Origin of the sequence: Burkholderia sp. IT-111MI5, from assembly GCF_949752865.1 — a bacterium.
In the GTDB taxonomy this organism is placed as follows: domain Bacteria; phylum Pseudomonadota; class Gammaproteobacteria; order Burkholderiales; family Burkholderiaceae; genus Burkholderia; species Burkholderia pyrrocinia_C.
In genome coordinates, this window is record NZ_CATKIF010000008.1 from 64,128 (window position 1) to 87,267 (window position 23,140).

The 23,140-nt window shown below is 67.1% G+C and carries 24 protein-coding genes; 18 read left to right on the forward strand and 6 right to left on the reverse strand.

From position 1 onward, the window contains the following. Nucleotides 1-23: 23 nt before the first annotated feature. From ACM6JT_RS06735 to ACM6JT_RS06745, 3 genes are all read right to left on the reverse strand, one after another. The gene (locus ACM6JT_RS06735) at nt 24-323 is read right to left on the reverse strand and encodes a flagellar protein FliT (protein ID WP_243565093.1); all 300 of its coding nucleotides are present in this window, start codon (nt 321-323) and stop codon (nt 24-26) included. 25 nt (nt 324-348) lie between these two features. Continuing rightward, nucleotides 349-1,845: a flagellar filament capping protein FliD gene (gene fliD, locus ACM6JT_RS06740; RefSeq protein WP_414856147.1), complete on the reverse strand. Its 1,497-nt coding sequence runs from the start codon at nt 1,843-1,845 to the stop codon at nt 349-351. A 135-nt stretch (nt 1,846-1,980) separates the two neighbouring features. After that, nucleotides 1,981-3,135, reverse strand: coding sequence for a flagellin (locus ACM6JT_RS06745; RefSeq protein ID WP_407971033.1), 1,155 nt, complete (start codon nt 3,133-3,135; stop codon nt 1,981-1,983). Between the two features lie 518 nt (nt 3,136-3,653). Between ACM6JT_RS06745 and rpsU the strand changes: the two genes are divergently transcribed. Next, on the forward strand, nt 3,654-3,866 hold the full coding sequence (gene rpsU / locus ACM6JT_RS06750) for a 30S ribosomal protein S21 (RefSeq protein ID WP_006401410.1): 213 nt from the start codon (nt 3,654-3,656) through the stop codon (nt 3,864-3,866). Between the two features lie 214 nt (nt 3,867-4,080). Here the strand turns inward: rpsU and ACM6JT_RS06755 are convergent, their stop codons facing one another. After that, nucleotides 4,081-4,683, reverse strand: a complete 603-nt coding sequence (locus tag ACM6JT_RS06755; RefSeq protein ID WP_034183890.1) for a DNA-3-methyladenine glycosylase I — start codon at nt 4,681-4,683, stop codon at nt 4,081-4,083. 142 nt (nt 4,684-4,825) lie between these two features. On the opposite strand from ACM6JT_RS06755, the gene ACM6JT_RS06760 reads away from it, so the two are divergent. Next, on the forward strand, nt 4,826-5,707 hold the full coding sequence (locus ACM6JT_RS06760; protein ID WP_034183891.1) for a BadF/BadG/BcrA/BcrD ATPase family protein: 882 nt from the start codon (nt 4,826-4,828) through the stop codon (nt 5,705-5,707). A 145-nt stretch (nt 5,708-5,852) separates the two neighbouring features. Beyond that, nucleotides 5,853-6,677, forward strand: a complete 825-nt coding sequence (locus ACM6JT_RS06765; RefSeq protein ID WP_131948762.1) for a Cof-type HAD-IIB family hydrolase — start codon at nt 5,853-5,855, stop codon at nt 6,675-6,677. A 131-nt stretch (nt 6,678-6,808) separates the two neighbouring features. Here ACM6JT_RS06765 and aqpZ read toward each other — a convergent pair whose 3' ends face one another. Next, complete coding sequence (gene aqpZ, locus ACM6JT_RS06770) at nt 6,809-7,549, reverse strand: aquaporin Z (RefSeq protein WP_034183893.1); 741 nt, start codon at nt 7,547-7,549, stop codon at nt 6,809-6,811. A gap of 300 nt (nt 7,550-7,849) precedes the next feature. Between aqpZ and ACM6JT_RS06775 the strand changes: the two genes are divergently transcribed. After that, nucleotides 7,850-8,146 (forward strand): H-NS histone family protein, encoded by a 297-nt coding sequence (locus ACM6JT_RS06775; RefSeq protein ID WP_034183894.1) that lies wholly within the window; start codon nt 7,850-7,852, stop codon nt 8,144-8,146. Nucleotides 8,147-8,257: 111 nt separating this feature from the next. On the opposite strand, the gene ACM6JT_RS06780 is transcribed toward ACM6JT_RS06775, so the two are convergent. Further along, nucleotides 8,258-9,322, reverse strand: coding sequence for a glycosyltransferase family 4 protein (locus ACM6JT_RS06780; RefSeq protein WP_034183895.1), 1,065 nt, complete (start codon nt 9,320-9,322; stop codon nt 8,258-8,260). 667 nt (nt 9,323-9,989) lie between these two features. Between ACM6JT_RS06780 and flhD the strand changes: the two genes are divergently transcribed. The 14 genes from flhD (at nt 9,990) to ACM6JT_RS06850 (ending at nt 23,133) form a co-directional block, all read left to right on the forward strand. Continuing rightward, the gene (gene flhD / locus ACM6JT_RS06785) at nt 9,990-10,310 is read left to right on the forward strand and encodes a flagellar transcriptional regulator FlhD (protein WP_011350590.1); all 321 of its coding nucleotides are present in this window, start codon (nt 9,990-9,992) and stop codon (nt 10,308-10,310) included. Nucleotides 10,311-10,402: 92 nt separating this feature from the next. Further along, nucleotides 10,403-10,957, forward strand: coding sequence for a flagellar transcriptional regulator FlhC (gene flhC, locus ACM6JT_RS06790; protein ID WP_011350591.1), 555 nt, complete (start codon nt 10,403-10,405; stop codon nt 10,955-10,957). A 179-nt stretch (nt 10,958-11,136) separates the two neighbouring features. After that, complete coding sequence (motA, locus tag ACM6JT_RS06795; protein ID WP_034183896.1) at nt 11,137-11,997, forward strand: flagellar motor stator protein MotA; 861 nt, start codon at nt 11,137-11,139, stop codon at nt 11,995-11,997. A gap of 13 nt (nt 11,998-12,010) precedes the next feature. Continuing rightward, on the forward strand, nt 12,011-13,030 hold the full coding sequence (gene motB / locus ACM6JT_RS06800) for a flagellar motor protein MotB (protein WP_034183897.1): 1,020 nt from the start codon (nt 12,011-12,013) through the stop codon (nt 13,028-13,030). A gap of 24 nt (nt 13,031-13,054) precedes the next feature. Beyond that, the gene (locus tag ACM6JT_RS06805) at nt 13,055-13,432 is read left to right on the forward strand and encodes a response regulator (RefSeq protein ID WP_034183898.1); all 378 of its coding nucleotides are present in this window, start codon (nt 13,055-13,057) and stop codon (nt 13,430-13,432) included. A gap of 33 nt (nt 13,433-13,465) precedes the next feature. Then, nucleotides 13,466-15,724, forward strand: coding sequence for a chemotaxis protein CheA (gene cheA, locus ACM6JT_RS06810; protein WP_414856148.1), 2,259 nt, complete (start codon nt 13,466-13,468; stop codon nt 15,722-15,724). A gap of 48 nt (nt 15,725-15,772) precedes the next feature. Then, nucleotides 15,773-16,297 (forward strand): chemotaxis protein CheW, encoded by a 525-nt coding sequence (gene cheW, locus ACM6JT_RS06815; protein WP_034183900.1) that lies wholly within the window; start codon nt 15,773-15,775, stop codon nt 16,295-16,297. 37 nt (nt 16,298-16,334) lie between these two features. After that, nucleotides 16,335-18,305, forward strand: coding sequence for a methyl-accepting chemotaxis protein (locus ACM6JT_RS06820; protein WP_414856149.1), 1,971 nt, complete (start codon nt 16,335-16,337; stop codon nt 18,303-18,305). A gap of 3 nt (nt 18,306-18,308) precedes the next feature. Next, nucleotides 18,309-19,301: a CheR family methyltransferase gene (locus ACM6JT_RS06825; protein WP_131948767.1), complete on the forward strand. Its 993-nt coding sequence runs from the start codon at nt 18,309-18,311 to the stop codon at nt 19,299-19,301. Next, nucleotides 19,298-20,083 (forward strand): chemoreceptor glutamine deamidase CheD, encoded by a 786-nt coding sequence (cheD, locus tag ACM6JT_RS06830; protein ID WP_034183903.1) that lies wholly within the window; start codon nt 19,298-19,300, stop codon nt 20,081-20,083. The genes ACM6JT_RS06825 and cheD overlap by 4 nt, the downstream gene beginning before the upstream one ends. Further along, complete coding sequence (locus tag ACM6JT_RS06835; protein ID WP_034183904.1) at nt 20,080-21,171, forward strand: protein-glutamate methylesterase/protein-glutamine glutaminase; 1,092 nt, start codon at nt 20,080-20,082, stop codon at nt 21,169-21,171. Before cheD ends, ACM6JT_RS06835 begins: the two co-directional genes overlap by 4 nt. Before the next feature lie 67 nt (nt 21,172-21,238). Then, nucleotides 21,239-21,634: a chemotaxis response regulator CheY gene (gene cheY, locus ACM6JT_RS06840; protein WP_034183905.1), complete on the forward strand. Its 396-nt coding sequence runs from the start codon at nt 21,239-21,241 to the stop codon at nt 21,632-21,634. Nucleotide 21,635: 1 nt separating this feature from the next. Beyond that, on the forward strand, nt 21,636-22,367 hold the full coding sequence (gene cheZ, locus ACM6JT_RS06845) for a protein phosphatase CheZ (protein ID WP_034183906.1): 732 nt from the start codon (nt 21,636-21,638) through the stop codon (nt 22,365-22,367). Nucleotides 22,368-22,629: 262 nt separating this feature from the next. Further along, on the forward strand, nt 22,630-23,133 hold the full coding sequence (locus tag ACM6JT_RS06850) for a DUF2844 domain-containing protein (protein WP_034183907.1): 504 nt from the start codon (nt 22,630-22,632) through the stop codon (nt 23,131-23,133). Nucleotides 23,134-23,140 lie beyond the last annotated feature (7 nt).

The window sequence follows — 23,140 nt, forward strand, 5'->3', positions numbered from 1 at the left end:
GTTGGCGCGGCGTTTGCGGTGCGTTAGCGGCTCGCGACGTTCTGGTACTGGCCGACGGCCTGCACGCGGCCCATCGCCGCCTGGTATTCGTCGGTCAGCTCCTGCTGCGCGCGTTGCGCGTCGGCGAAGATGCGTTCGTTGCTGGCCTGCATGCGACGGATCGCGGCGATGCCTGCCGGCGGCTGGTCGGCCGCGAGCAATGCGACGAGCGGCTCGCGCGCGTCGACGAGGCGTGTCGCCTCGATCCAGTCGGCCATCGATGCCGCATGTTCGATCGCATCGGTGAGCGCGTCGAGCTTCGCGATCAGTTCGGTCTGTTCCATCGTGGCTCTCCTGTCCGGCCGGCGGTCAGCCCTTGTTGTTCGACATCGCGCCGGCGCTGTTCGCACCGCCGAACAGCTGCGTCAGGTACTGCGAGTTGCTGTTCATCGTCGCCATCAGCGTGTTGAGCGCGGTGAACTGCGCCTGGTACTGCTTGGTCAGCTGTGCCGCGTAGTTCGACAGGTTCGTCTGCTGCGTCGTGACGCTCTTCAGGTCGTTGCTGAGCGCCGTCGTGCGCGCGGCGATCAGCCCGTTCGTCTTCGTGTAATTCGTGATGTTCGTCGTCAGCTGCTCGCCGATTCCGTTCGTCGAGTTGAACAGCGACGCGACGCCCGACGGGTTGCTCTGCAGCGCGGTGTTGAGCGTCGTGCTGTCGGTCTTCAGCGTGCCGTCGGCCTGCAGCGTGACGCCGATCGACGCGAGGTTGATCGTCGAGCCGTTGTTGTTCACGCCGCTCGCGACGATCGACGCAAGCGAGTTCTTGATCGTGTTCAGCGTCGAATCGCCGAGCAAGGGCCCTTGCGACGACGCGCCGGACGTGAAGCTCGACAGCGAGCCCATCGTCGTGACGAGCGTGTTGTAGAGCGTCACGAAGTTGTTGACCGCGGCGGCCTGGGTTTTCGTGTCGGTGGCGACTGTCAGCGTCTGGGTCTGGTTCGCGTTGACGGCGGCCGTGGTCAGGTTCAGCGTGACGCCGGTGATCGCGCTCGTCACGGTGTTGCTCGCGCTCGTGCCGGCGATGCCGTTGATCGTGAACGCGGCATCCTGCGCGGCCGTGCTCTGCTTCCACGCGGCGCTGCCGTTCGCGGACGTGAACGTCGACTGGCCGCCCGTCGTGCTGGCCGTCGACGTGACGCCGAGGCTGGACAGGCCGTTGTCGCCGGACACGTTGCTGAGCGCGACGCTGATCGTGTTCGCCGCGCCGGTCGGCGTCGAGCTGAGCACGAGGTGCGCGCCGTCGCTGCCGTTGACGACCGATGCGACGATGCCCGGGTTGCCGGCCGTGCTGTTGATCGCAGCGGCGATGCCGGACAGCGTGTTGTTCGTGCTGTTGACGTCGACCGTGAACGACTGGCTGCCGAGCGACAGCGTCATCGTGCCGGTGCCGAGCGCCGTCGACGAACCGAACGCGGCCGACGACAGCGACTGCGACGTCGCGATCTGCGTGACGCCGACCGAATAGCTGCCGGCGACGGCGCCGGCGCCGGCGGTCGCGGTAAGGCCGGTGCCGCTCGCGGTCGCGGTGAAGGTGTTCTGCAGCGAGCCGTTCGACAGCGTCGTGAGGCTGGTCTGCAGCGCGCTCAGCGCGGCCGAAAGGGCGCCGTACGCGGAAATCTGGGTGTTGTCGCTGGCCTGCTTCGCGTTGAGCGCGGCGCTTTGACCGGCGGTCTTCGCATTGACGAGCGCCGTCACGAGCGAGCTGACGTCCATCGACGAGTTGCCGGTCGAACCGCTGATGATCGATTGCGCGGCTTGCTGCAGCTGGCTGTTGGCCGCGTTGGTGGCGGAATTGATCGTCGACATCGTGTTGCTCCGTGCGGCGGATGATCCGTGAAATGCTGCTGGGTGAACACCTGGATGCGGGGCAAGGCCCCGCATGCCAAGTGCTTGCGGCCGGGCCGCGCGCTACGCGGGGCCCGGCCGTCGGTTGCTACGCGATTACTGCAGGAGCTTCAGGACCTGCTGCGGCAGCGAGTTCGCTTGTGCGAGCACCGAGATGCCTGCTTGCTGCAGCACCTGGTTCTTCGACATGTTCGCGGTTTCCTGCGCGAAGTTCGCGTCGGTGATCTGCGACTGTGCCGACGACAGGTCGGTCGATTCTGCCTGCTGCGCCGTTGCGATTGCCGTGAAACGGTTTTGTGCCGCGCCGAGTGCTGCCTGCACGTTGTTCACCGTCTGCAGCGCGTTGTCGATCGACACCATCGCGACGTTCGCACCGCTGACCGTGCTGATGTCGAGGCCCGAAACGGTCTTCGGATTGTTGACCGCGTTGATCTGGGCGATCGCGTTGGTGATTGCCGTGAGCTGCGCGGCCGTCGTGCCTGCGCCCGTTGCGCCCGCTTGCAGCGACAGCGCGCCGACTGCCGTGCCCGTGCCGGCCGTTGCGTTCGCGCCGAAGACTGCCGTTGCTGCGCCAGCGGCAATGCCCTGGCCGTTCTGGTCCGTGAACGAGTAGCCGCCCTTGCCGTCGGAAATCACGTTGATCGCGGTGATCGCTGCGGCCGAACCGGTATATGCGCCGGCTGCGTCAAGGCTCAGGCCCGTCACCGTGCCGACCGTCTGACCCTTCTGCACCAGGCCGCCGCCGATCTTCGCAGCCGACATGCTTTGGCTCAGGTCCAGCGAAATCGTCTGGCCGACGTTCGCGCCGACCTGGAACGACACGATGCCTGCCGAGCCGTCGAGAATGTTCGTGCCGTTATACGTCGTTTGCGACGAGATACGGTTCACTTCCTGGATCTGCTGCGCAACTTCCTGTTGCAGTGCTGCCTGGTCGGTCGTGGACATCGTGCCCGTCGACGCCTGGACGGCCAGCTGGCGGATACGCTGCAGGCTGTTCGTCAGCGACGACAGTGCGCTCGATGCCGTTTGGATCATCGACACGCCGTCGTTCGCGTTCGACACGCCCTGGTTCAGGCCGTTGATCTGCGTTTGCATCCGCGTCGAAATCGCGAGGCCGGCTGCGTCGTCGGCTGCGCTATTGATGCGCTTGCCCGACGACAGACGCGTGATGGCTTGCGACAGTGCGCCTTGCGAGCCGTTGAGGTTCTGCTGAGCAACCAGCGAGTTGATGTTGCTATTGATTCCGAGCATGGAAAAATCTCCTGTTTAAGCCGAAAGCCCTGGAAAGCCGTTTTGGCGTCGGCGGAAGCACTCGTTCATTGCTGGCCGCCTCAGAGCAGGATTTCGGCGTGCCAAAACAAAACTTGAGGGGCGCGTTGAGATTCGTCCCGAATTTTTATCGTTCTTTGTCATTTCGGACGGGGCTGGCCAGATGCCCGACTAACGGGGGCAGAGACCGCCCCGGCGACGGAGTTGCAAGGCTGTGCACACGGAATCGACAAAAGGATGGTTTTGTCTGTGATTCCCTGATATGATGGCGGGCTGAATTGAGATTTCTGTCACGCCTTTGCCGGTTTCGGCATGTCTGCTGGCAGTCAAACGCGGCGCTGCACGCGGTTGTGAAGCGTACTCGCGGTGCTTTCCGCCTCTCTTTTCCGGCCTCCGAGGCCGTATTTCCGCTCGTTTCGCCTGTTGTGGGGACGCTCGGATGGCCGGTGCGTGGCGCTTGGCCGCTACGTTTTTGACCGTTTAAGCAATTTAGGAACGACATGACGACGATTCTTCTGAAAGAAAACGAGCCGTTCGAAGTGGCGATTCGCCGCTTTCGTCGCGCTATCGAAAAAAATGGCCTGATCGCTGAACTGCGCGAACGCCAGTCTTACGAAAAGCCGACCGCAGTCCGCAAGCGCAAGAAGGCAGCAGCCGTCAAGCGCCTGCACAAGCGTCTGCGCAGCCAGATGCTGCCGAAGAAGCTCCACTAAGAGCGTCTTACGGTTTGCCGCGAAACGGCGGAGTGTGTCTCGAAAGAGGCCGCTCCGCCGTTTCGCTTTTGGAGGCCGGGGGAAAGTCCCGATGCCGTGTCGGTGATCTATCTGTCTCTCGCGGTCGGTCGTGCCGGCGTCGTCACGCGCCGCGCGGTGACTGGACGGGGCGGAGCCGATGCAGGCTCACTCAGGGTGATGGGGTTGGCGGCCGTCAGCCCGCCTTGCGCCGGCGTGCCGGCTGCTTGCCGCCGAGTGCCGCGCATTGCGCGTGGCACGGGCAGCCGGCCTCGTGATCGTTGACCATGCCGGTCGCCTGCATCAGCGCATAGCAGATCGTCGAACCGACGAACTTGCAGCCGTACGCCTTCAGCGCGTTGCTGAGCGCGTCGGACTGCTCGGTCGACGCGGGCGCGTCGCGATACGACTCCCATGCGTTCTGGACCGGCGTGTTGCCGACGAACGACCACAGGAACGCGGCGAGCGACCCGTGCTCGTCGCGGATGCGCTGCACGGCGCGCGCGTTGGTCACCGCAGATTGCACCTTCGCGCGGTTGCGCACGATGGCGGGATTCTCCAGCAGTTTCTCGATGTGCTTCGGCGTGAAGCGCGCGACGGCGTCGACATCGAAATCGGCGAACGCTTCGCGATAGCCCGCGCGCTTGTTCAGGATCGTCGACCACGACAGCCCGGCCTGCGCGCCTTCCAGGATCAGCATTTCGAACAGGTGGCGATCGTCGTGCGACGGCACGCCCCACTCGGTATCGTGATAGTGAGCATCCGCTTCCGTCTTCACCCAGTTGCACCGCTGCGACATCGTCTGCCTCGTTTTCAGTGTCGGTTCGATCGCGCCAGCATAGCGGAAGCCTTTTTCGCGGGATAGCCGGCCGAACGGCAGATGGGCGCGCGGTACCGATCCGGTTAAGCTTGGCGCCTGTTCGAATCAGCGGGATGAAGGCATGGCGACATTACTTTTTGCGATCGGCATCGACGGCGGCGGCACGGGTACGCGCGCGGTGCTGGCCGACCGGCACGGGCGCGAGCTCGCGCAGGGGCGCGGCGGCCCGTCGGGGCTCGGTCTCGGCATCGAGCGTGCGTGGGCGTCGATCGGCGCAGCCTGCGCGGATGCGTTCACGCAGGCCGGCTTTGCGTTCGACTGGCCGCAATGCGCGCTCGGCTGCGGGCTCGCAGGCGTCAACAATGCGGCATGGCTCGCCGCGTTCCGCGCGCAGGCGCCGCTCGGCGCGCTCGCAATCGAGAGCGACGCGTATACGACCGTCGTCGGCGCGCACGGCGGCGCGCCGGGGCTCATCGTCGCGCTGGGCACCGGCAGCATCGCGGCGGCGCTCGATGCGGGCGGCGTATGCCGGATCGCGGGCGGCTTCGGCTTTCCGTCCGGCGACGAGGCGAGCGGCGCGTGGCTCGGCGTGCGTGCGCTCGCATATGCGCAACAGGCGCTCGACGGCCGCGTGCCGCGCGACGCGTTCGCCGACGCGCTGCTCGCGGAAACGGGCGCGCAGGATCGCGACGCGCTCGTCCAGTGGTCGTGCGATGCGAACCAGACGATCTACGCGCGGCTCGCGCCGGTCGTGTTCGCGCACCGCTCGCACCCGGTCGCGGGCGCGCTGATCGCGCAGGCCGGCGAAGAGATCGGCAAGATGATCGATGCGCTCGATCCGCAGCAGGCGCTGCCGGTCGCGCTGTGCGGCGGGCTCGCGGATGCGCTCGCGCCGGCCGTGCCGGCGCGCCACGCCGCGCGGCTGCGCGCGCCGCTCGACGATTCCGCGCACGGCGCGCTGCGGCTCGCGCTGCAGGCGCTGCGGGCGGCGGAAGGTGCTTGAATGTGGCTGAACGTGTCTGACGCGGATTGACGGCGCGCCGCAGCGGCGCCGAAGGCGGCGCCTGACCGGGAACCGTCCGGCGCGCAGCCGGGCGCGACGTTAGAATGGCCGTTCCGCAGAGCCCTGAGCGCCATTCTTCCGTCCCATGTACAAAGTCATCGCCACCGATCTCGACGGTACCCTGCTGAACAGCGACCACCAGCTCGATCCGTACACGATCGATACCGTCCGCCGGCTCGAGCGCGACGGCCTGCAGTTCGTGATCGCCACGGGGCGCCATTACGCGGACGTCGCGGGCATTCGCGACGTGCTCGGCATCCGGCCGTACCTGATCACGTCGAACGGCGCGCGCGTGCATGCGCCGGACGACACGACGATCCACGCGCAGGACATCGATCCCGCGATCGTCCGCGGCCTCGTGCAGCCGGACGTCGTCGGCACGCATGGCCGCGTGATCGTCAACCTGTTCACCGACCAGGGCTGGCTGATCGACCGCGATGCACCGCACCTGCTCGAATTCCACCAGGATTCGGGCTTCCGGTACGACGTGATCGACATGCCCGCGCACGACGGCGCGGATATCGCGAAGGTGCTGTATATCGGCGAACCGGCCGATCTGGCGCTCGTCGCCGAGCAGATGCGCGTGCGGTTCGGCGATGCGCTGTACGTCACGTACTCGCTGCCCGACTGTCTGGAAGTGATGACCGCGAACGTGTCGAAGGGCCGCGCGCTGCGCACGGTGCTCGCGCGGCTCGGCGTCGATACCGGTCACTGCATCGCGTTCGGCGACAACATGAACGACATCGACCTGCTCGAAACCGCCGGCCACGCGTTCATGATGAACAACGCAAATCCCGACCTGGTCGCGCGGCTGCCGCACATCCCGCGAATCGGCAACAACTTCGATGCGGGCGTCGCCCGCCACCTGCGCACGCTGTTCTCGCTCGAGGACAACGTCGCTGCTTCCTGAGCGAACGACCCGAGCATGCTTCCCGCGCGGCAATGAAAAACGGGCGCCAGGGGCGCCCGTCGAAATTGCCTGCCTCGATGTTCTTCGACAGCGTGAGGCTCGCTGTTCTGCTCGCGTGACCCCGTAGTGTTTTATTCGCTTGTGCGAGCCGATGCCGGCAGCAGGTCGACGGCGTCGTCGCGCCCCGCGACCAGCGGGTAGATGATCCCGGCGAGTACCGCGCCGATCAGCGGTGCCACCCAGAATAGCCAGAGCTGGCCGATCGCGTCGCCGCCGACGAACAGCGCCGGGCCGGTCGAGCGCGCCGGGTTCACCGACGTGTTGGTGACCGGAATCGAGATCAGGTGAATCAGCGTCAGGCACAGGCCGATCGCGATCGGCGCGAAGCCGGCCGGCGCGCGCTTGTCGGTGGCGCCGAGGATCACGAACAGGAAGAAGCCCGTCATCACGACTTCGCAGATGAACGCCGCAGCCAGCGAGTAGTGGCCGGGCGAGCGCTCGCCGAAGCCGTTCGTCGCAAAGCCGCTGCCGACGACGTCGAAGCCCGGCTTGCCGGTCGCGATCAGGTACAGCACGAACGCGCCGAGCGTCGCGCCGACAACCTGCGCGACGATGTACGGCGCGAGATCGCGTGCCGGGAAACGCCCGGCAACCGTCAGGCCGACGCTCACCGCCGGATTCAGGTGGCAACCCGAAATGTGGCCGATTGCGAATGCCATCGTCAGCACGGTCAGGCCAAAGGCAAGTGCGACGCCGGCAAAGCCGATGCCGAGGCCCGGAAAGGCGGCGGCCAGCACGGCGCTTCCGCACCCGCCGAGCACCAGCCAGAACGTGCCGAATACCTCTGCAGCGAGACGCTGAGAAAGATTCATGTAAGGACCTCGTCCAAGTGGATTGAAGACAACCGGTCGACACGACGGATTTATTCCGTCGCCCGGAATTGGTCTGGATTATAGGAAATGAATCGGGTCCGGGAGGGTCAACGATTGTTAAATTTGAATGGCTGACGAATGCCTTTTATTAGAATAAGCCCGCATTCTCGATATAGCCGAATTGGTTAAAGATGACAGTATTTATTTCGAAGGGCAGGGCGGCAGTGCGGATGGCGTAACGGATGTTTGTGTCCCGGTCGGATTCGCCGGGGCCGCATCATCGAAAAGGGAGTCGAAAAAATGTCTCAATACGCGAAACTCAAGGCGCAGATCGCCGATCTGCAGGCCCAGGCGGACGATGTACGCCGCCAGGAAGTGGCGGCGGTGATTGCCGACGTCCAGCGAATGATTGCCGAATACGGCCTGACGGCCCAGGACCTGGGCTTCGCGGAGCGGGCGCGGCGCGGCCGCCCGCCGAAGAAGGCGCCGCTGCCCCCGAAATACCGTGATCCGAAGTCGGGTGCGACCTGGAGCGGGCGCGGCAAGCCGCCGAATTGGATCGCCGGGAAAAACCGCGATCGATTCCTGATCGAATGACTGAAAGCCAAAAAGAAAGAGCCGCATCGTCGATGCGGCTCTTTTGCTTTGCGGTTTTGCGCGCCGATTTCGGCGCGGATTTTACGGAATATTTCCGCGCGGATTTCCGCGTCAGGCGCCTGCGACCCGGCGCAATGCCGGTTGCCTGGTCGCCGTGCAAAGCGATTCGTAAGTCTCGACATAACGCTGCGCCATGGCCTTCGAGCTGAAACGCGTGTCGAAACGTTCGCGGATCGCGGTGCGCGACAGGCTGTCGATCCGGTGCAAGGCGCCGACCGCGCCCTGCACGTCCTCGACGATGAAGCCGGTCACGCCGTCCTCGATCACTTCCGGCACCGAGCCGCGATTGAACGCGACGACCGGCGTACCGCAAGCCATCGCCTCGATCATCACCAGGCCGAACGGTTCCGGCCAGTCGATCGGGAACAGCAGCGCCTTCGCACCGGACAGGAACGCGGGCTTCTGCGCTTCGTTGATCTCGCCGATGAATTCGACGTGTGCCTGGCCGAGCAGCGGCTCGATCACTTCCTTGAAGTAGTCGGCGTCGGCCTTGTCGACCTTCGCGGCGATCTTCAGCGGCAGCCCGCTTTGCGCGGCGATCCGGATCGCCGTGTCGACGCGCTTTTCGGGACAGATCCGGCCGAGGAACGCGAGGTATTCGGGCTTCACGCCCGGCTGCGGCGTGAGCAGCGTGTCGGGCAGCCCGTGGTACACGGTGCCGGCCCACGCGGCCTGCGGCAGCGGCTTGCGCTGGTTGTTCGAGATCGACACGACCGGCGCGTCCGGGAACGAGTCGAACACGGGCTGCAGCTCCGGCAGGTCGAGGCGGCCGTGCAGCGTCGTCACGTACGGCGTGTCGAGGCGCGACATCAGCGGGAACGGCAGGTAGTCGAGGTGGAAGTGCAGCACGTCGAATTCATGTGCGACGCGGGCGACCTGCTCAAGGAGCCGCATGTGGGGCGCCATCGAATCGCGGATCGACGGGTCGAGCCGCAGTGCGCGCGGCCAGGCCGCCTCGAGGCGGGCCGACGTGACGGAGTCGCCGCTGGCGAACAGCGTCACGTCGTGCCCGAGTTCGACGAGCGCCTCGGTGAGGTAGGACACGACACGCTCGGTGCCGCCGTAGAGTTTCGGCGGGACGGCTTCGTAAAGGGGCGCGATCTGGGCAATTCGCATGGATGTTCTCCGATGTCGATCCGTGTGGGCGCTGCGGCGCCGATGCGGATCCCCTACAAGGTTGCGGAACTCGCCGACGCACGCTGTTGGCGGTACGTGGCCGGGCCCTGGGCGGGGTGCGCGGGGCGCCGGACGGCAAGCTGCGGGGCGGGCCGGCACGGCTCGCGCCGCCGCCCATTGGAGTCCATTATCGGTATCGGCCTGAGGGGTTCGAGTGTTTTTTCAAACACTTAAGGCTTGTTACACGATGAAATACGCAAAAACCCCGAGAAAAAGGGCGGGAAAACATAAATCGAGACAGAATCAACTATTGTTGCGCCATCGTGAAAAACCACTATAATTTTTACCGATCCGATTGTCGGCGGCCTTGCCGGCAAGCCTTCCGCCATTGCGCGGCGGCCATCGGGCCCATCTTGGCCGAATTCGCGCCGTCACCCGCTTTCCCGATTGCCTCCTTTCAATTCGCCTTGTCGGAAAAATTCCTACACGGTTTACAGACAAATCCTGCGCGGCATACGCCACTTCGCTGATACCGACATAAATGCCGTTTGGCCAAAATTCGCCCTGTAAGAATATAAACGAGCCGACTGAGCGCCGGGTGCGCCCTGATCGAGCAAACGTTGTCATAACACGAATGGCCAAAGCAAAGCTCTTTAACGGGGGAATCATGAGCGCTACCAGCGAAATGCTCAGTGAGATCAAAGAGGTCAACCTGTCGTACCTCCTCCTCGCGCAACGCCTGTTGCGGGAAGACAAGGCGATGGGCATGTTCCGCATGGGAATTTCCCAGGAACTTGCCGACGTGCTCGCGAACCTCACGCTCGCACAGACCGTGAAGCTCGCCGCGTCGAACCAGATGCTGTGCCGCTTCCGCTTCGACGATCACGCGCTGCTGTCGTCGCTCGCCGACAAGGGCCGCAGCGATGTCGTCGCGCATGCCCACTCGGCCATCCTGATGGCCGGGCAGCAGGTCGAAGGCGTCCGCTGATCCATCCCGCCTTGCGTTTGTCCCGGCGTGCCGCGCCGGCCGGCAGCGTATTGGCCATCCATCCGAACCACGTCAAGCGGACAGTTATCACCATGGCAAGCAAAAGCGTCGTGATCGAGGTGAAGGAAATCACCCTCGCCATCGAACTGATCGAACTGGGCGCCAGGCTGCAGTTGCTGGAGGCGGAGACGAGCCTGTCGCGGGACCGTCTGATCAAGCTGTACAAGGAACTGAAGGGCGTGTCGCCGCCGAAGGGGATGCTGCCGTTCTCGACCGACTGGTTCATGACGTGGCAGCCGAACATCCACTCGTCGCTGTTCTACAACATCTACCGGTTCATGCAGGACCACGGCCGCTGCGAGCCGATCCAGTCGATCGTGAAAGCGTACCGGCTCTATCAGGAGCACGTGAACCTGTCCGGCGACGAGGCCGCGCTGAGCCTCACGCGCGCGTGGACGCTCGTGCGCTTCTTCGATTCGGGGATGCTGCAGATGACCCCGTGCACGCGCTGCGGCGGCCACTTCGTCGCGCATGCGCATGATCCGCATCAAGGTTTCGTCTGCGGCCTGTGCCAGCCGCCGTCGCGCGCGGGCAAGACCCGCAAGGCCGCCGCCGCGCGCGCCGAACTGGCCGCCGCCGCGGCCTGAGCGCCGGGCCGGGCAGGGCCGGGCGGGCGCGAGCGGCTGCCGCGGGCCGCGCGAACCGTCTGCCGACTGCTGGTAAACACCGTCGGGCCGCCGCCGGGCGGCCGCGAAAGTTTTCCTGCCGACTGCCGTAAACCTGTTTAACGGCGATCTTCCCGCCGGTCTTTCATGAGGGACAGGCAGTGCTGATTATCGTGGGAACACTCGTGACGCTGTTGTCGGTCTTCGGCGGTTATGCGCTGGCAGGCGGGCATCTGGGCGCCCTGATCCAGCCCATCGAGATCCTGATGATCGTGGGCGCCGGCGTCGGCGCATTCATCCTCGGCAACGGTGGCAAGACCATCATGGCCACGCTGCGCGTGCTGCCGACGCTCTTCAAGGGCTCGAAATACACGAAGGACGTCTATATGGAGCTGATGGCGCTCCTGTACGTGCTGCTCGCGAAGGCGCGCAAGGAAGGCACGCTGACGCTCGAGGCCGACATCGACGATCCGGAAAAGAGCCCGATCTTCACGCAATACCCGAAGATCCTCGCCGATCACCACATCGTCGAATTCCTGACCGACTACCTGCGCCTGATGGTGGGCGGCAACATGAACGCGTTCGAGATCGAGAGCCTGATGGACGAGGAGATCGAGACGCACCACTCGGAAGGCGAAGGCCCCGCGCATGCGCTGATGCGCGTCGGCGACGCGATGCCGGCGTTCGGCATCGTCGCGGCCGTGATGGGCGTCGTGCACACGATGGCGTCCGCGGACAAGCCGCCCGCGGTGCTCGGCGCGATGATCGCGCAGGCGCTGGTCGGCACGTTCCTCGGGATCCTGCTGTCGTACGGGCTGATCGGGCCGCTCGCGAGCCTCGCGGAGCAGCGCGTCGCCGAGTCGACCAAGATGTTCCAGTGCATCAAGGTGACGATCCTCGCGACGCTGAACGGCTATGCGCCGGCGATCGCGGTCGAGTTCGGCCGGAAGGTGCTGTTCTCGACCGAGCGGCCGTCGTTTTCCGAGCTCGAAGAGCACGTGCGCCGCGTGAAGGCGAAGTGACGCGGAGCGACCAATGAGCAAGAGCAAGGATCGCGCGATCGTCGTCAAGCGGGTGGCCCCGGCGAAGAAGGGCCACCACGGCGGCGCATGGAAGCTCGCGTACGCGGACTTCATGACCGCGATGATGGCGTTCTTCCTGCTGATGTGGCTGCTGAGCTCGGTCACGCCGGTGCAGCTGAAGGGGATCGCCGAATACTTCAACACGCCGCTGAAGGCCGCGCTGTTCGGCAGCGGCGACCGCAACTCGCAGGACTCCAGCATCATCAACGGCGGCGGCCGCGACCTGTCGAGCACCGACGCCGGCACGCTGCGCCGCACCGACGGCACGACGTCGCTCGCCGAGCGCGTCGCGAAGCCGGTCGACGAGCATGCGCAAGCGCAGGCGCAGGGCGCGATCGAGCGGCTCGAGCAGGCGCGCCTGCACGACCTGCAGATCAAGCTGATGGCCGCGATCGAGGCCAACCCGACGCTGCGCCAGTTCAAGCAGCAGATCCGCATCGACTCGACGCTGATGGGGCTGCGCATCGAGATCGTCGATACGCAGAAGCGGCCGATGTTCGCGATGTCGAGCGACCACGTCGAGCCGTACATGCGCGACATCCTGCGCGAAATCGGCAAGACGCTGAACGACGTGCCGAACCGGATCATCGTCCAGGGCCACACCGACGCCGTGCCGTACGCGGGCGGCGAGGGCGGCTACAGCAACTGGGAACTGTCGGCCGACCGTGCGAACGCGTCGCGCCGCGAGTTGATTTCCGGCGGCATGGACGAGGCGAAAGTGCTGCGCGTGCTCGGCCTCGCGTCGACGCAGAACCTGAACAAGGCCGACCCGCTCGATCCGGAAAACCGCCGGATCAGCGTGATCGTGCTGAACCGCAAATCCGAAGAAGCGCTGATGCGCGACGACGCGACGACCACGACGCTGTCGGCCGACGCGGCGGGCTCGAAGCTGCTCGCGCAGCAGCTCGCCGGCCCGGTGCCGGCCGCGCGTCCGGCGGTCGCGAGCGCCGCTGCCGCGGCGCCGAAACCCTGACGTTCCCGAGATTCCGAGACAGACATGATCCGAACCATTCTCGCCATCGACGACTCCGCGACCATGCGTGCGCTGCTGCAGGCAACGCTTGCGCAGGCCGGCTACGACGTGACGGTGGCGCCGGACGGCGAAGCCGGCTTCGACATGGCCGCGACAGCGCCGTACGACCTGGTGCTGACCGACCAGAACATGCCGCGCAAGAACGGGCTCGAGGTGATCGCCGCGCTGCGCAAGCTGACCGCGTATGCGAACACGCCGATCCTCGTGCTGACGACCGAAGGCAGCGATGCCTTCAAGGACGCCGCGCGCGACGCGGGCGCGACCGGCTGGATCGAGAAGCCGATCGATCCGGTCGTGCTGGTCGACCTGGTCGCGACGCTGTCCGAGCCGGCTGCCTCCTGAAATGAACGCGACGAATCCAACCGGTGACCGGGCATGACTCTCGATATCACGCAGTTCTACCAGACCTTTTTCGACGAAGCGGACGAGTTGCTCGCGCAGATGGAGCAGCTTCTGCTGAACCTCGACGTCGACTCGCCCGACCCCGAAGACCTGGCCGCGATCTTCCGCGCCGCGCATTCGATCAAGGGCGGCGCGGCGACGTTCGGCTTTTCCGCGCTGACCGATACGACGCACATCCTCGAATCGCTGCTCGACCGCGCGCGCAACCATGAGCTGACGCTGACCAAGGAGATGATCGACGCGTTCCTCGAGACCAAGGACGTGTTGTCCGACCAGCTCGTCGACTACCGCGCGAGCGCCGAACCGGACGCGGCAGCCGCCGCGACGATCTGCGCGAAGCTCGAACGGCTGAAGGCCGAGAGCGGCGCGGGCGCGCCGACGGCCGCGCCTGCCGCGCCGGTCGCCGCTGCTGCCGCACCGACCGCGGAGCCCGCCGGCGGCGGCGATCGCGCGCCCGATCATGTGGTCGAGCAGGCCGTCGCGGCCGCGCATCCGGCGGCCGACGCGGGCGAAGACGGCCCGCACCTGAAGATCACGCTGGCGGGCGTCGACGCGAAGGACCGGGAACTGCTCAGCGAAGAACTCGGCAACCTCGGCCGGATCGTCGGCCGCGAGGAAGCGGGCGCCGACCTGACGCTGTGGCTCGAATCGGACGTGCCGTCCGACGACATCGTCGCGGTGTGCTGCTTCGTGATCGACGAAAGCCAGATCCGCATCGCGCACGGCACTGCGCCGGCCGCGTCGGCGGCACCGGCTGCCGCGCAGGACGCCGCTGCACCGGCCGCCGAACCGGCTGCCGAACCGGCTGCCGCCGCGCAACCCGCCGCGCGGGTCGAGGTATTCGCGCCGCAGGCCGCCGCGCCGCAACCGGCCGCACCGGCACCGGCTCCCGCAGCAACCGTCGAGCCGGCCGCGGCAACGCAACCGCCGCAGCAACCCCAACGGCCGCAGGCCGAACATGCGGCGCAGGCCGCCGCGCATCACGACGACAAGCGCCCGCGCCCGGCCGCCGCGGCCGCATCGGGCGCCGAAGGCAGCTCGATCCGCGTCGGCGTCGAGAAGGTCGACCAGCTGATCAACCTCGTCGGCGAGCTCGTGATCACGCAGGCGATGCTCGCGGAGACCGCGAGCGCGTTCGATCCGGCGCTGCACGATCGCCTGTTCAACGGGATGGCGCAGCTCGAGCGCAATGCGCGCGACCTGCAGGAAGCCGTGATGTCGATCCGCATGATGCCGATGGACTACGTGTTCAGCCGCTTCCCGCGGCTCGTGCGCGACCTCGCCGGCAAGCTCGGCAAGCAGGTCGAGCTCGTCACGTTCGGCCAGGCGACCGAACTCGACAAGAGCCTGATCGAACGGATCATCGACCCGCTCACGCACCTCGTGCGCAACAGCCTCGACCACGGGATCGAGACGGTCGACAAGCGCGTCGCCGCCGGCAAGGACGCGGTCGGCCAGCTCGTGCTGTCGGCCGCGCATCACGGCGGCAACATCGTGATCGAGGTCAGCGACGACGGCGCGGGCCTGAACCGCGAACGGATCCTCGCGAAGGCCGCGAAGCAGGGCATGCCGGTGTCCGACAACATCAGCGACGACGAAGTCTGGCAGCTGATCTTCGCGCCGGGCTTCTCGACCGCCGAGACGGTGACCGACGTGTCGGGCCGCGGCGTCGGGATGGACGTCGTGAAGCGCAACATCCAGTCGATGGGCGGCCACGTCGAGATCACGTCGCAGGCCGGCCGCGGCACGACCACGCGGATCGTGCTGCCGCTGACGCTCGCGATCCTCGACGGGATGTCGGTGAAGGTCGGCAGCGAGATCTTCATCCTGCCGCTGAACTTCGTGATGGAGTCGCTGCAGCCGTCGATCGACGACATCTACACGGTCGGCAACGGCGAGCGCGTGGTGCGCGTGCGCGGCGAATACCTGCCGCTGGTCGCACTGCACGAGGTGTTCTCGGTCGAGGACGCGCGCACCGACCCGACGCAGGGGATCGTCACGATCATGCAAACCGAGGGGCGCCGCTTCGCAATGCTGATCGACGAACTGGTCGGCCAGCAGCAGGTGGTCGTGAAGAACCTCGAAACCAATTATCGCAAGGTGCACGGCATCTCGGCGGCGACCATCCTCGGCGACGGCAGCGTCGCGCTGATCGTCGACGTCGCGGCGCTGAACCGAGAAACCCGTGCGACGCACGGCGCCCGAGCCGGCGCCGAGCTCGCGATGTTCTGACTCTCGCCATTCAACCGATTGGGGGCAAACGTGTCTGCTGAAGTCCAAATGATTCATCCGGCCGCGGCGAACGCGGCCAATGCGACAACCGGCCGCCGCGACGCGGCGCAAGGCGACGCGACGGGCCAGGAATTCCTCGTGTTCACGCTCGGCGACGAGGAATACGGGATCGACATCCTGAAGGTGCAGGAAATCCGCGGCTACGACAGCGTCACGCGCATCGCGAACGCGCCGGACTTCATCAAGGGCGTGATCAACCTGCGCGGCATCATCGTGCCGATCGTCGACATGCGGATCAAGTTCCATCTCGGCCGCGTCGAGTACGACCACCAGACCGTCGTGATCATCCTGAACGTCGCGCACCGCGTGGTCGGGATGGTGGTCGACGGCGTGTCGGACGTGCTGACGCTGCAGACCGACCAGATCATGCCGGCGCCGGAATTCGGCGCGACGCTGACGACCGAGTACCTGACGGGCCTCGGCACGGTCGACGGCCGGATGCTGATCCTGATGGACATCGAGAAGCTGATGTCGAGCCGTGAAATGGCGCTGATCGAGACACTCGGCGGGTAAGCGCGCCGCGCGCGCAGGAATTTCGGGAGAATCTGCAATGTTGCATAACTGGTCGATCCGCACGACGCTGACGGCGGTCGGACTCATCCTCGTGTGCCTGGCCGCCGCGGTCGGCGGGCTCGGCCTCTACGCGCTCAATCACGCGAGTCGTTCGCTCGATGAGATCGCGCACATCGACCTGCCGGCGATCCACACGCTGGACGACACGGCCGCGCACCTGCTGCGCTCGCGCGTTGCGCTCGACCGCTTCCGTACGCTGACCGAAGCCGGCAATGCGGCCGAGGCGGCGAAGGTGCTCGACCGGGCGCAGGAGCTGTATGCGAAGTCGAACCAGAACTGGCAGGCGTTCCAGTCGCTGCCGAAGCTCGGTGTCGAGCAGGCGCTCCTCGACGAGCTCACCGCCCGCTACACGACGATCATGAAGGAAGGCGTCGAGCCCGAATTTGCCGCGGCGCGCGCGGGCGACATGGCGGCGTACCACGCGATTGCCGACGCGAAGATCAGCCCGCTGTTCGTCGCGTTCGACCAGACGGCGGCGGCCGTGATCGCGTCGCTGCAGAAGCGCGCGGAAGAGCGCCAGGCCGCGACGCAGTCGCAGATCTCGCTGATGGTCGCGCTGATCGCGGCCGGCATCGCGATTGCGTTCGTGGTCGTGATCGCGATCCGCTTCGCGATGCGCGGGCTGATCGTGAAGCCGCTCGAGGACGCGATCGCGCACTTCGAGCGGATCGCCGGCGGCGATCTCACGCAGCCGGTGAACGTGTCCAGCACGAACGAGATGGGCCGCCTGTTCGGCGGCATCAAGCGGATGCAGGACGCCGTCACGACGATGGTGCAGTCCGTGCATCGCGGCACCGAATCGATCGACGTCGGCGCGCGCGAGATCGCGACCGGCAACATCGACCTGTCGCAGCGCACCGAGGAGCAGGCCGCGTCGCTGCAGGAAACCGCATCGAGCATGGAGCAGCTGACGGGCACCGTGCGGCAGAACGCGGAGAACGCGCGGCAGGCGAGCCAGCTCGCGGTGAACGCGTCGGACATCGCGACGCAGGGCGGCGAGGTGGTCGGCCAGGTCGTGTCGACGATGCAGGACATCGCGACGAGTTCGGGCAAGGTCGTCGACATCATCGGCACGATCGAAGGCATCGCGTTCCAGACCAACATCCTCGCGCTGAACGCGGCGGTCGAAGCCGCGCGTGCGGGCGAGCAGGGCCGCGGCTTCGCGGTGGTCGCGGGCGAGGTGCGCTCGCTTGCGCAGCGCAGCGCGAGCGCCGCGAAGGAAATCAAGCAGCTGATCGGCGATTCGGCCGAGAAGGTCGACAGCGGGTCGGCGCTCGTTGCGCGCGCGGGCTCGACGATGGACGAGATCGTGCAGGCCGTGCGCCGCGTGACCGACATCATGGGCGAGATCAGCGCCGCGTCGGAAGAGCAGTCGACCGGCATCGAGCAGGTCAACCGTGCGGTCAGCCAGATGGACTCGGTTACGCAGCAGAACGCGGCGCTCGTCGAGCAGGCAGCGGCCGCGGCCGCGTCGCTCGAGGAGCAGACGCGCCAGATGAAGGCGATCGTGTCGGGCTGGCGCGTGACGGGCGGCATCGTGCTCGCGCCGGCGCGCGGCGTCGCGCGGCCGGGCGCGCATGGTTCGGCGAGCGTGCCGGCACTGCCGTCGGAGCCGCGTCGCGACGCGGCGCCGGTCGCCGCGCTGCCGGCGCCGCAGGCGGCGGCACAACCGGCACGGCGCGCCGCGCCGGGGTCGCATGCGGCCACGTCGGCGGCGGGCGCAAGCCAAGCGAAGCGCGCGGCGGACTCCGATGCGCGCACGCAGAAGGAAGCACCCGCGTCCCGCGGCGCCGCTGCAGGCGGCTACGGGCCGCGTCTCGCGAAGTCGGCCGCCGCCCCGGCGGACAAGCCGGCCGCGAAGCCCGCGCTCGTGCGCCCCGCGCTGAACGGCGAGAAGCCGGCGCTGGCCGCGGCCGGTACGTCCGACGACGACTGGGAGACCTTCTAAGCCATGCCGAACGCGCGCGCGCCGTTTCGACCCGATGCACCGGATGCCTCGCCTCGCGCGGGCGAGCCGGGGCGCGACTTCGCGTTCACCGGCGCGGATTTTGCCCGCATCCGCGCGCTGATCCACCAACGCGCGGGGATCTCGCTGTCCGAGCACAAGCGCGACATGGCGTACAGCCGTCTCGCGCGGCGGCTGCGCGCGCGCGGCCTCGACACGTTCCGCGACTACCTCGACCTGCTCGAGCAGGAAGACGATCCGCTCGAGTGGGAGGCGTTCACCAACGCGCTGACGACCAACCTGACCGCGTTCTTCCGCGAGTCGCATCACTTCCCGATCCTGTCGGAGTTCGTGAAGGGGCGGCCGGCGCCCGTGTCGGTATGGTGCTCGGCGGCGTCGACCGGCGAGGAGCCGTACTCGATCGCGATCACGCTGATCGAGGCGCTCGGCGAATCGGCGGCGCGCGGCGCGTCGATCCTCGCGACCGATCTCGACACGCAGGTGCTCGCGAAGGCGGAAGCCGGCATCTATACGTACGACCAGGTCAAGCACCTGTCGCCCGAGCGGCTGAAGCGCTTTTTCCTGAAGGGCACGGGCGCGCAGGCCGGCCGCGTGAAGGTGCGTCCCGAGCTGCGCGCGATGATCCGCTTCGAGCAGCTGAACCTGACCGATGCGGACTACGGGATCGCGAAGCCGTTCGACGCGATCTTCTGCCGCAACGTGATGATCTATTTCGACAAGCCGACGCAGGGGCAGGTGCTGTCGCGCTTCGAGCCGCTCGTGAAGCCGGGCGGGCTGCTGTTCGCCGGCCATTCGGAAAACTTCACGTACGTCACGCAGGCGTTCCGCCTGCGCGGGCAGACGGTGTACGAACTGACGCGCGACGCCGCGCAGGGTGCGCGGCCGCGTGGCGCGCAGGCGCCCGCGGCGGCCGCCATGCCGTCGCGCGTGCCCGCACGGGCCGCGAACGCCGCGCCCGCCTATGGAGATCGCGGATGAGCGCACTGCCGATCGCGACCAATCGCTATTTCGACAACCACTTTGGCCGTCCCGGCGTGAAGCTGTTGCCGAACGAGTTCTACACGACGTCCGAGGACATGGTGCTGATGACCGTGCTCGGCTCGTGCGTCGCCGCGTGCCTGCACGACCCGTACGCGGGCATCGGCGGGATGAACCACTTCATGCTGCCCGACGACGGCACCGATCCGGGCGCGGCCGCGTCGGAATCGATGCGCTACGGCGCGTATGCGATGGAAGTGTTGATCAACGAGCTGATCAAGGCCGGCGGGCGCCGCGAGCGCATCGAGGCGAAGGTGTTCGGCGGCGCGGCCGTACTGGCCGGGATGACGACCATCAACATCGGCGATCGCAACGCGGATTTCGTGCGCCGCTACCTCGCGCTCGAGCGCATCCGCATCACGGCGGAAGACCTGCAGGGCGTGCACCCGCGCAAGGTCGCGTTCATGCCGCACACGGGGCGCGCGATGGTGAAGAAGCTGCGGCTGCAGGTGCCTGGCGTCACCGAGCGCGAAGCCGCGCTCGCGCGCGAGGCCGAGCGCGCCGCACGGCCGCGCGCGCACGTCGAGCTGTTCGCGGCGAAGCGGCCGGCCGCGCCGCAGCCGGCGCGCCCGCGCATCGAACTGTTCGGCGCGCGCAGCGCGAGCCCGGGCGGCACCGGCGCGGGCAGTGCCGGCGGCGTGCGGGCGGCGAACCCATATGCCGGGAGCCCGGGCGCCGGAAGCGCGTACGCGGGGAACCTATCGAAAAAGCAGGAGGCATGACCGCAGTGCAGAAGATCAAAGTATTGTGCGTCGACGATTCGGCGCTGATCCGCAGCCTGATGACGGAGATCATCAACAGCCAGCCCGACATGGCGGTGTGTGCGACCGCACCCGATCCGATCGTCGCGCGCGAGCTCATCAAGCAGCACAACCCCGACGTGCTCACGCTCGACGTCGAAATGCCGCGCATGGACGGGCTCGACTTCCTCGAGAAGCTGATGCGCCTGCGGCCGATGCCGGTCGTGATGGTGTCGTCGCTGACCGAGCGCGGCTCGGAGATCACGCTGCGCGCGCTCGAGCTCGGCGCGGTGGATTTCGTCACCAAGCCGCGCGTCGGGATTCGCGACGGGATGCTCGACTACGCGGAAAAGCTCGCCGACAAGATCCGCGCGGCGTCGCGCGCACGCGTGCGCCAGGCGCCGCAGCCGCAGGCCGCCGCGCGCACGGCGGACAGCCAGGCGGCCGCGCCGATGATCAACAACCCGCTCGTCAGTACCGAGAAGCTGATCATCATCGGCGCGTCGACGGGCGGCACCGAGGCGATCCGCGAAGTGCTGACGCCGCTGCCGCCGGATGCGCCGGCGGTGCTGATCGCGCAGCACATGCCGCCCGGCTTCACGAAATCGTTCGCGCAGCGGCTGAACGGCCTGTGCCGGATCGCGGTGAAGGAAGCCGAGCACGGCGAGCGCGTGCTGCCGGGCCACGCGTACATCGCGCCGGGCCATGCGCACCTGCTGCTCGCGAGAAGCGGCGCGAACTACATCGCGCAGCTGTCGGACGAGCCGCCGGTGAACCGTCACCGCCCGTCGGTCGACGTGCTGTTCCGCTCGGCGGCGACGCACGCGGGCAAGAACGCGATCGGCGTGATCCTCACCGGGATGGGCCGCGACGGCGCGGCCGGCCTGCTGGAAATGAAACGCGCGGGCGCTTACACGTTCGCGCAGGATGAAGCGAGCTGTATCGTGTTCGGGATGCCGCGCGAGGCGATCGCGCTCGGCGGTGCGGACGAGGTTGTGCCGCTCGCCGACATGAGTCGCCGCGTGATGGCGCGACTGGCGACGATGGGCGACCGCGTGCAGCGCGTGTGAATGGAATGTCACGGGGCGCGTGCCACGATACGCGTCCTGACGGAAACGAATCTGGAAAGGAACGACGATGGACAAGAGCATGAAAATCCTGGTGGTGGACGATTTCCCGACGATGCGCCGGATCGTCCGCAACCTGCTCAAGGAACTGGGCTACACGAACGTCGACGAAGCGGAGGACGGCGCAGCCGGTCTCGCGCGGCTGCGCGGCGGCGGCTTCGAATTCGTGATCTCGGACTGGAACATGCCGAACCTCGACGGCCTCGCGATGCTGAAGGAAATCCGCGCGGACGCGACGCTCACGCACCTGCCGGTGCTGATGGTCACGGCCGAGTCGAAGAAGGAGAACATCATCGCGGCCGCGCAGGCGGGCGCGAGCGGCTACGTCGTGAAACCGTTCACGGCCGCGACGCTCGACGAGAAGCTGAACAAGATCATCGACAAGATGGCGAAGACCGGGAGCTGACGTGAACGAGCCGATCCATGCGGCGCTCGCCGGCGCGGGGTTCAGTGCCGACAGCCACCCCGAAGGCGCCGATTTCGCGAGCGACCGCATTCTCGCGCGCATCGGCCAGGTCACGCGGGCGCTGCGCGATTCGATGCGCGAGCTCGGGCTCGACAAGCATGTCGAGCGCGCGGCGGAAGCCGTGCCCGATGCGCGCGACCGGCTGCGCTACGTCGCGACGATGACCGAGCAGGCCGCGGTGCGCGTGCTGAACGCGATCGAGGTCGCGAAGCCCATGCAGGAGCGCATCCAGAACGAGGCTGAGGCGCTTGACGCGCGTTGGGCGCAGTGGTACGCGGCGCCGATCGAGCACGCGGAAGTGCGCGAGCTGATGGACGATACGCGCACGTTCCTGCGCACGCTGCCCGAGTCGACGTCGGCGACCAGCGCGCAGCTGCTCGAGATCATGCTCGCGCAGGATTTCCAGGACCTGACCGGGCAGGTGATCAAGAAGATCATGGACATGGTCTACCTGATCGAGCAGCAGCTCCTCACCGTGCTCGTCGAGAACATCGCGCCCGAGCGGCGCGAGCAGTTCGCGGCCACCGCGGCCGCGCTCGCGGCCGAGCAGATGAGCTCGACCGGCAGCCCGGAGTCGCTGCTGAACGGCCCGCAGATCGCGCCGGAAGGCAAGTCCGACGTGGTCCAGGACCAGGGACAGGTCGACGACCTGCTCGCGAGCCTGGGCTTCTGAGCTTGCTGCAGTGCATCGGCGCGCTCCGTTTCGCGGGGCCGTCCGATGCGCGCGTCATGCCGTTCCCGCCACGTTTTCCCACGCTCGCCGTGCACGCGCGCACCCTGTTCGGGCTGCGTCGAATTGACACTTCGACACACTCAGCAGGCATACTACGCGTCAGCAGTAATGGAGCGTCATTCGTACGATTTCATATGTTGACCGGCGGCGCGGGCACGATGGCTGTGCCGCCGGCAACGAAGCCAGTCCCTTGGGGGGGAACGTGAAGCTGAAACGCTTGGGCTGGGCCGTCGCACACGCGACGGCTGCAATGGGTGTGCTGTGGACCGTCCACGCACACGCGGAACTGGGCGGTGCGCCGATGTCGCCGCCGGCGGACGATCGGGCTGCAACCGTGCGTGCGATGCAGCGCGCGATGCGTTCGGCCGATGGCGTGCAGACGAGCACGGCCGCCTATACCGTCCGCGAGATCACGCTCGGGTCGGGCACCGTCATTCACGAATACACGTCGGCCGCCGGCAGCGTGTTCGGTCTCGCATGGCGCGGGCCGACGATGCCGGATCTCGCGTCGCTGCTCGGCAGCTATTTCCCGCAGTACACCGCCGGCGTCCAGGCGGCGCATGCGGCGCACGGCTGGCGCGCGCCCGTGTCCGTCGACACGAGCGGCCTCGTGATCCGGACGGGCGGCCACATGGGCGCCTTCTCGGGCCAGGCGTGGCTGCCGGCGGCACTGCCTGCCGGCCTCGCCGGCAACGACATCCAGTGACAGCGGG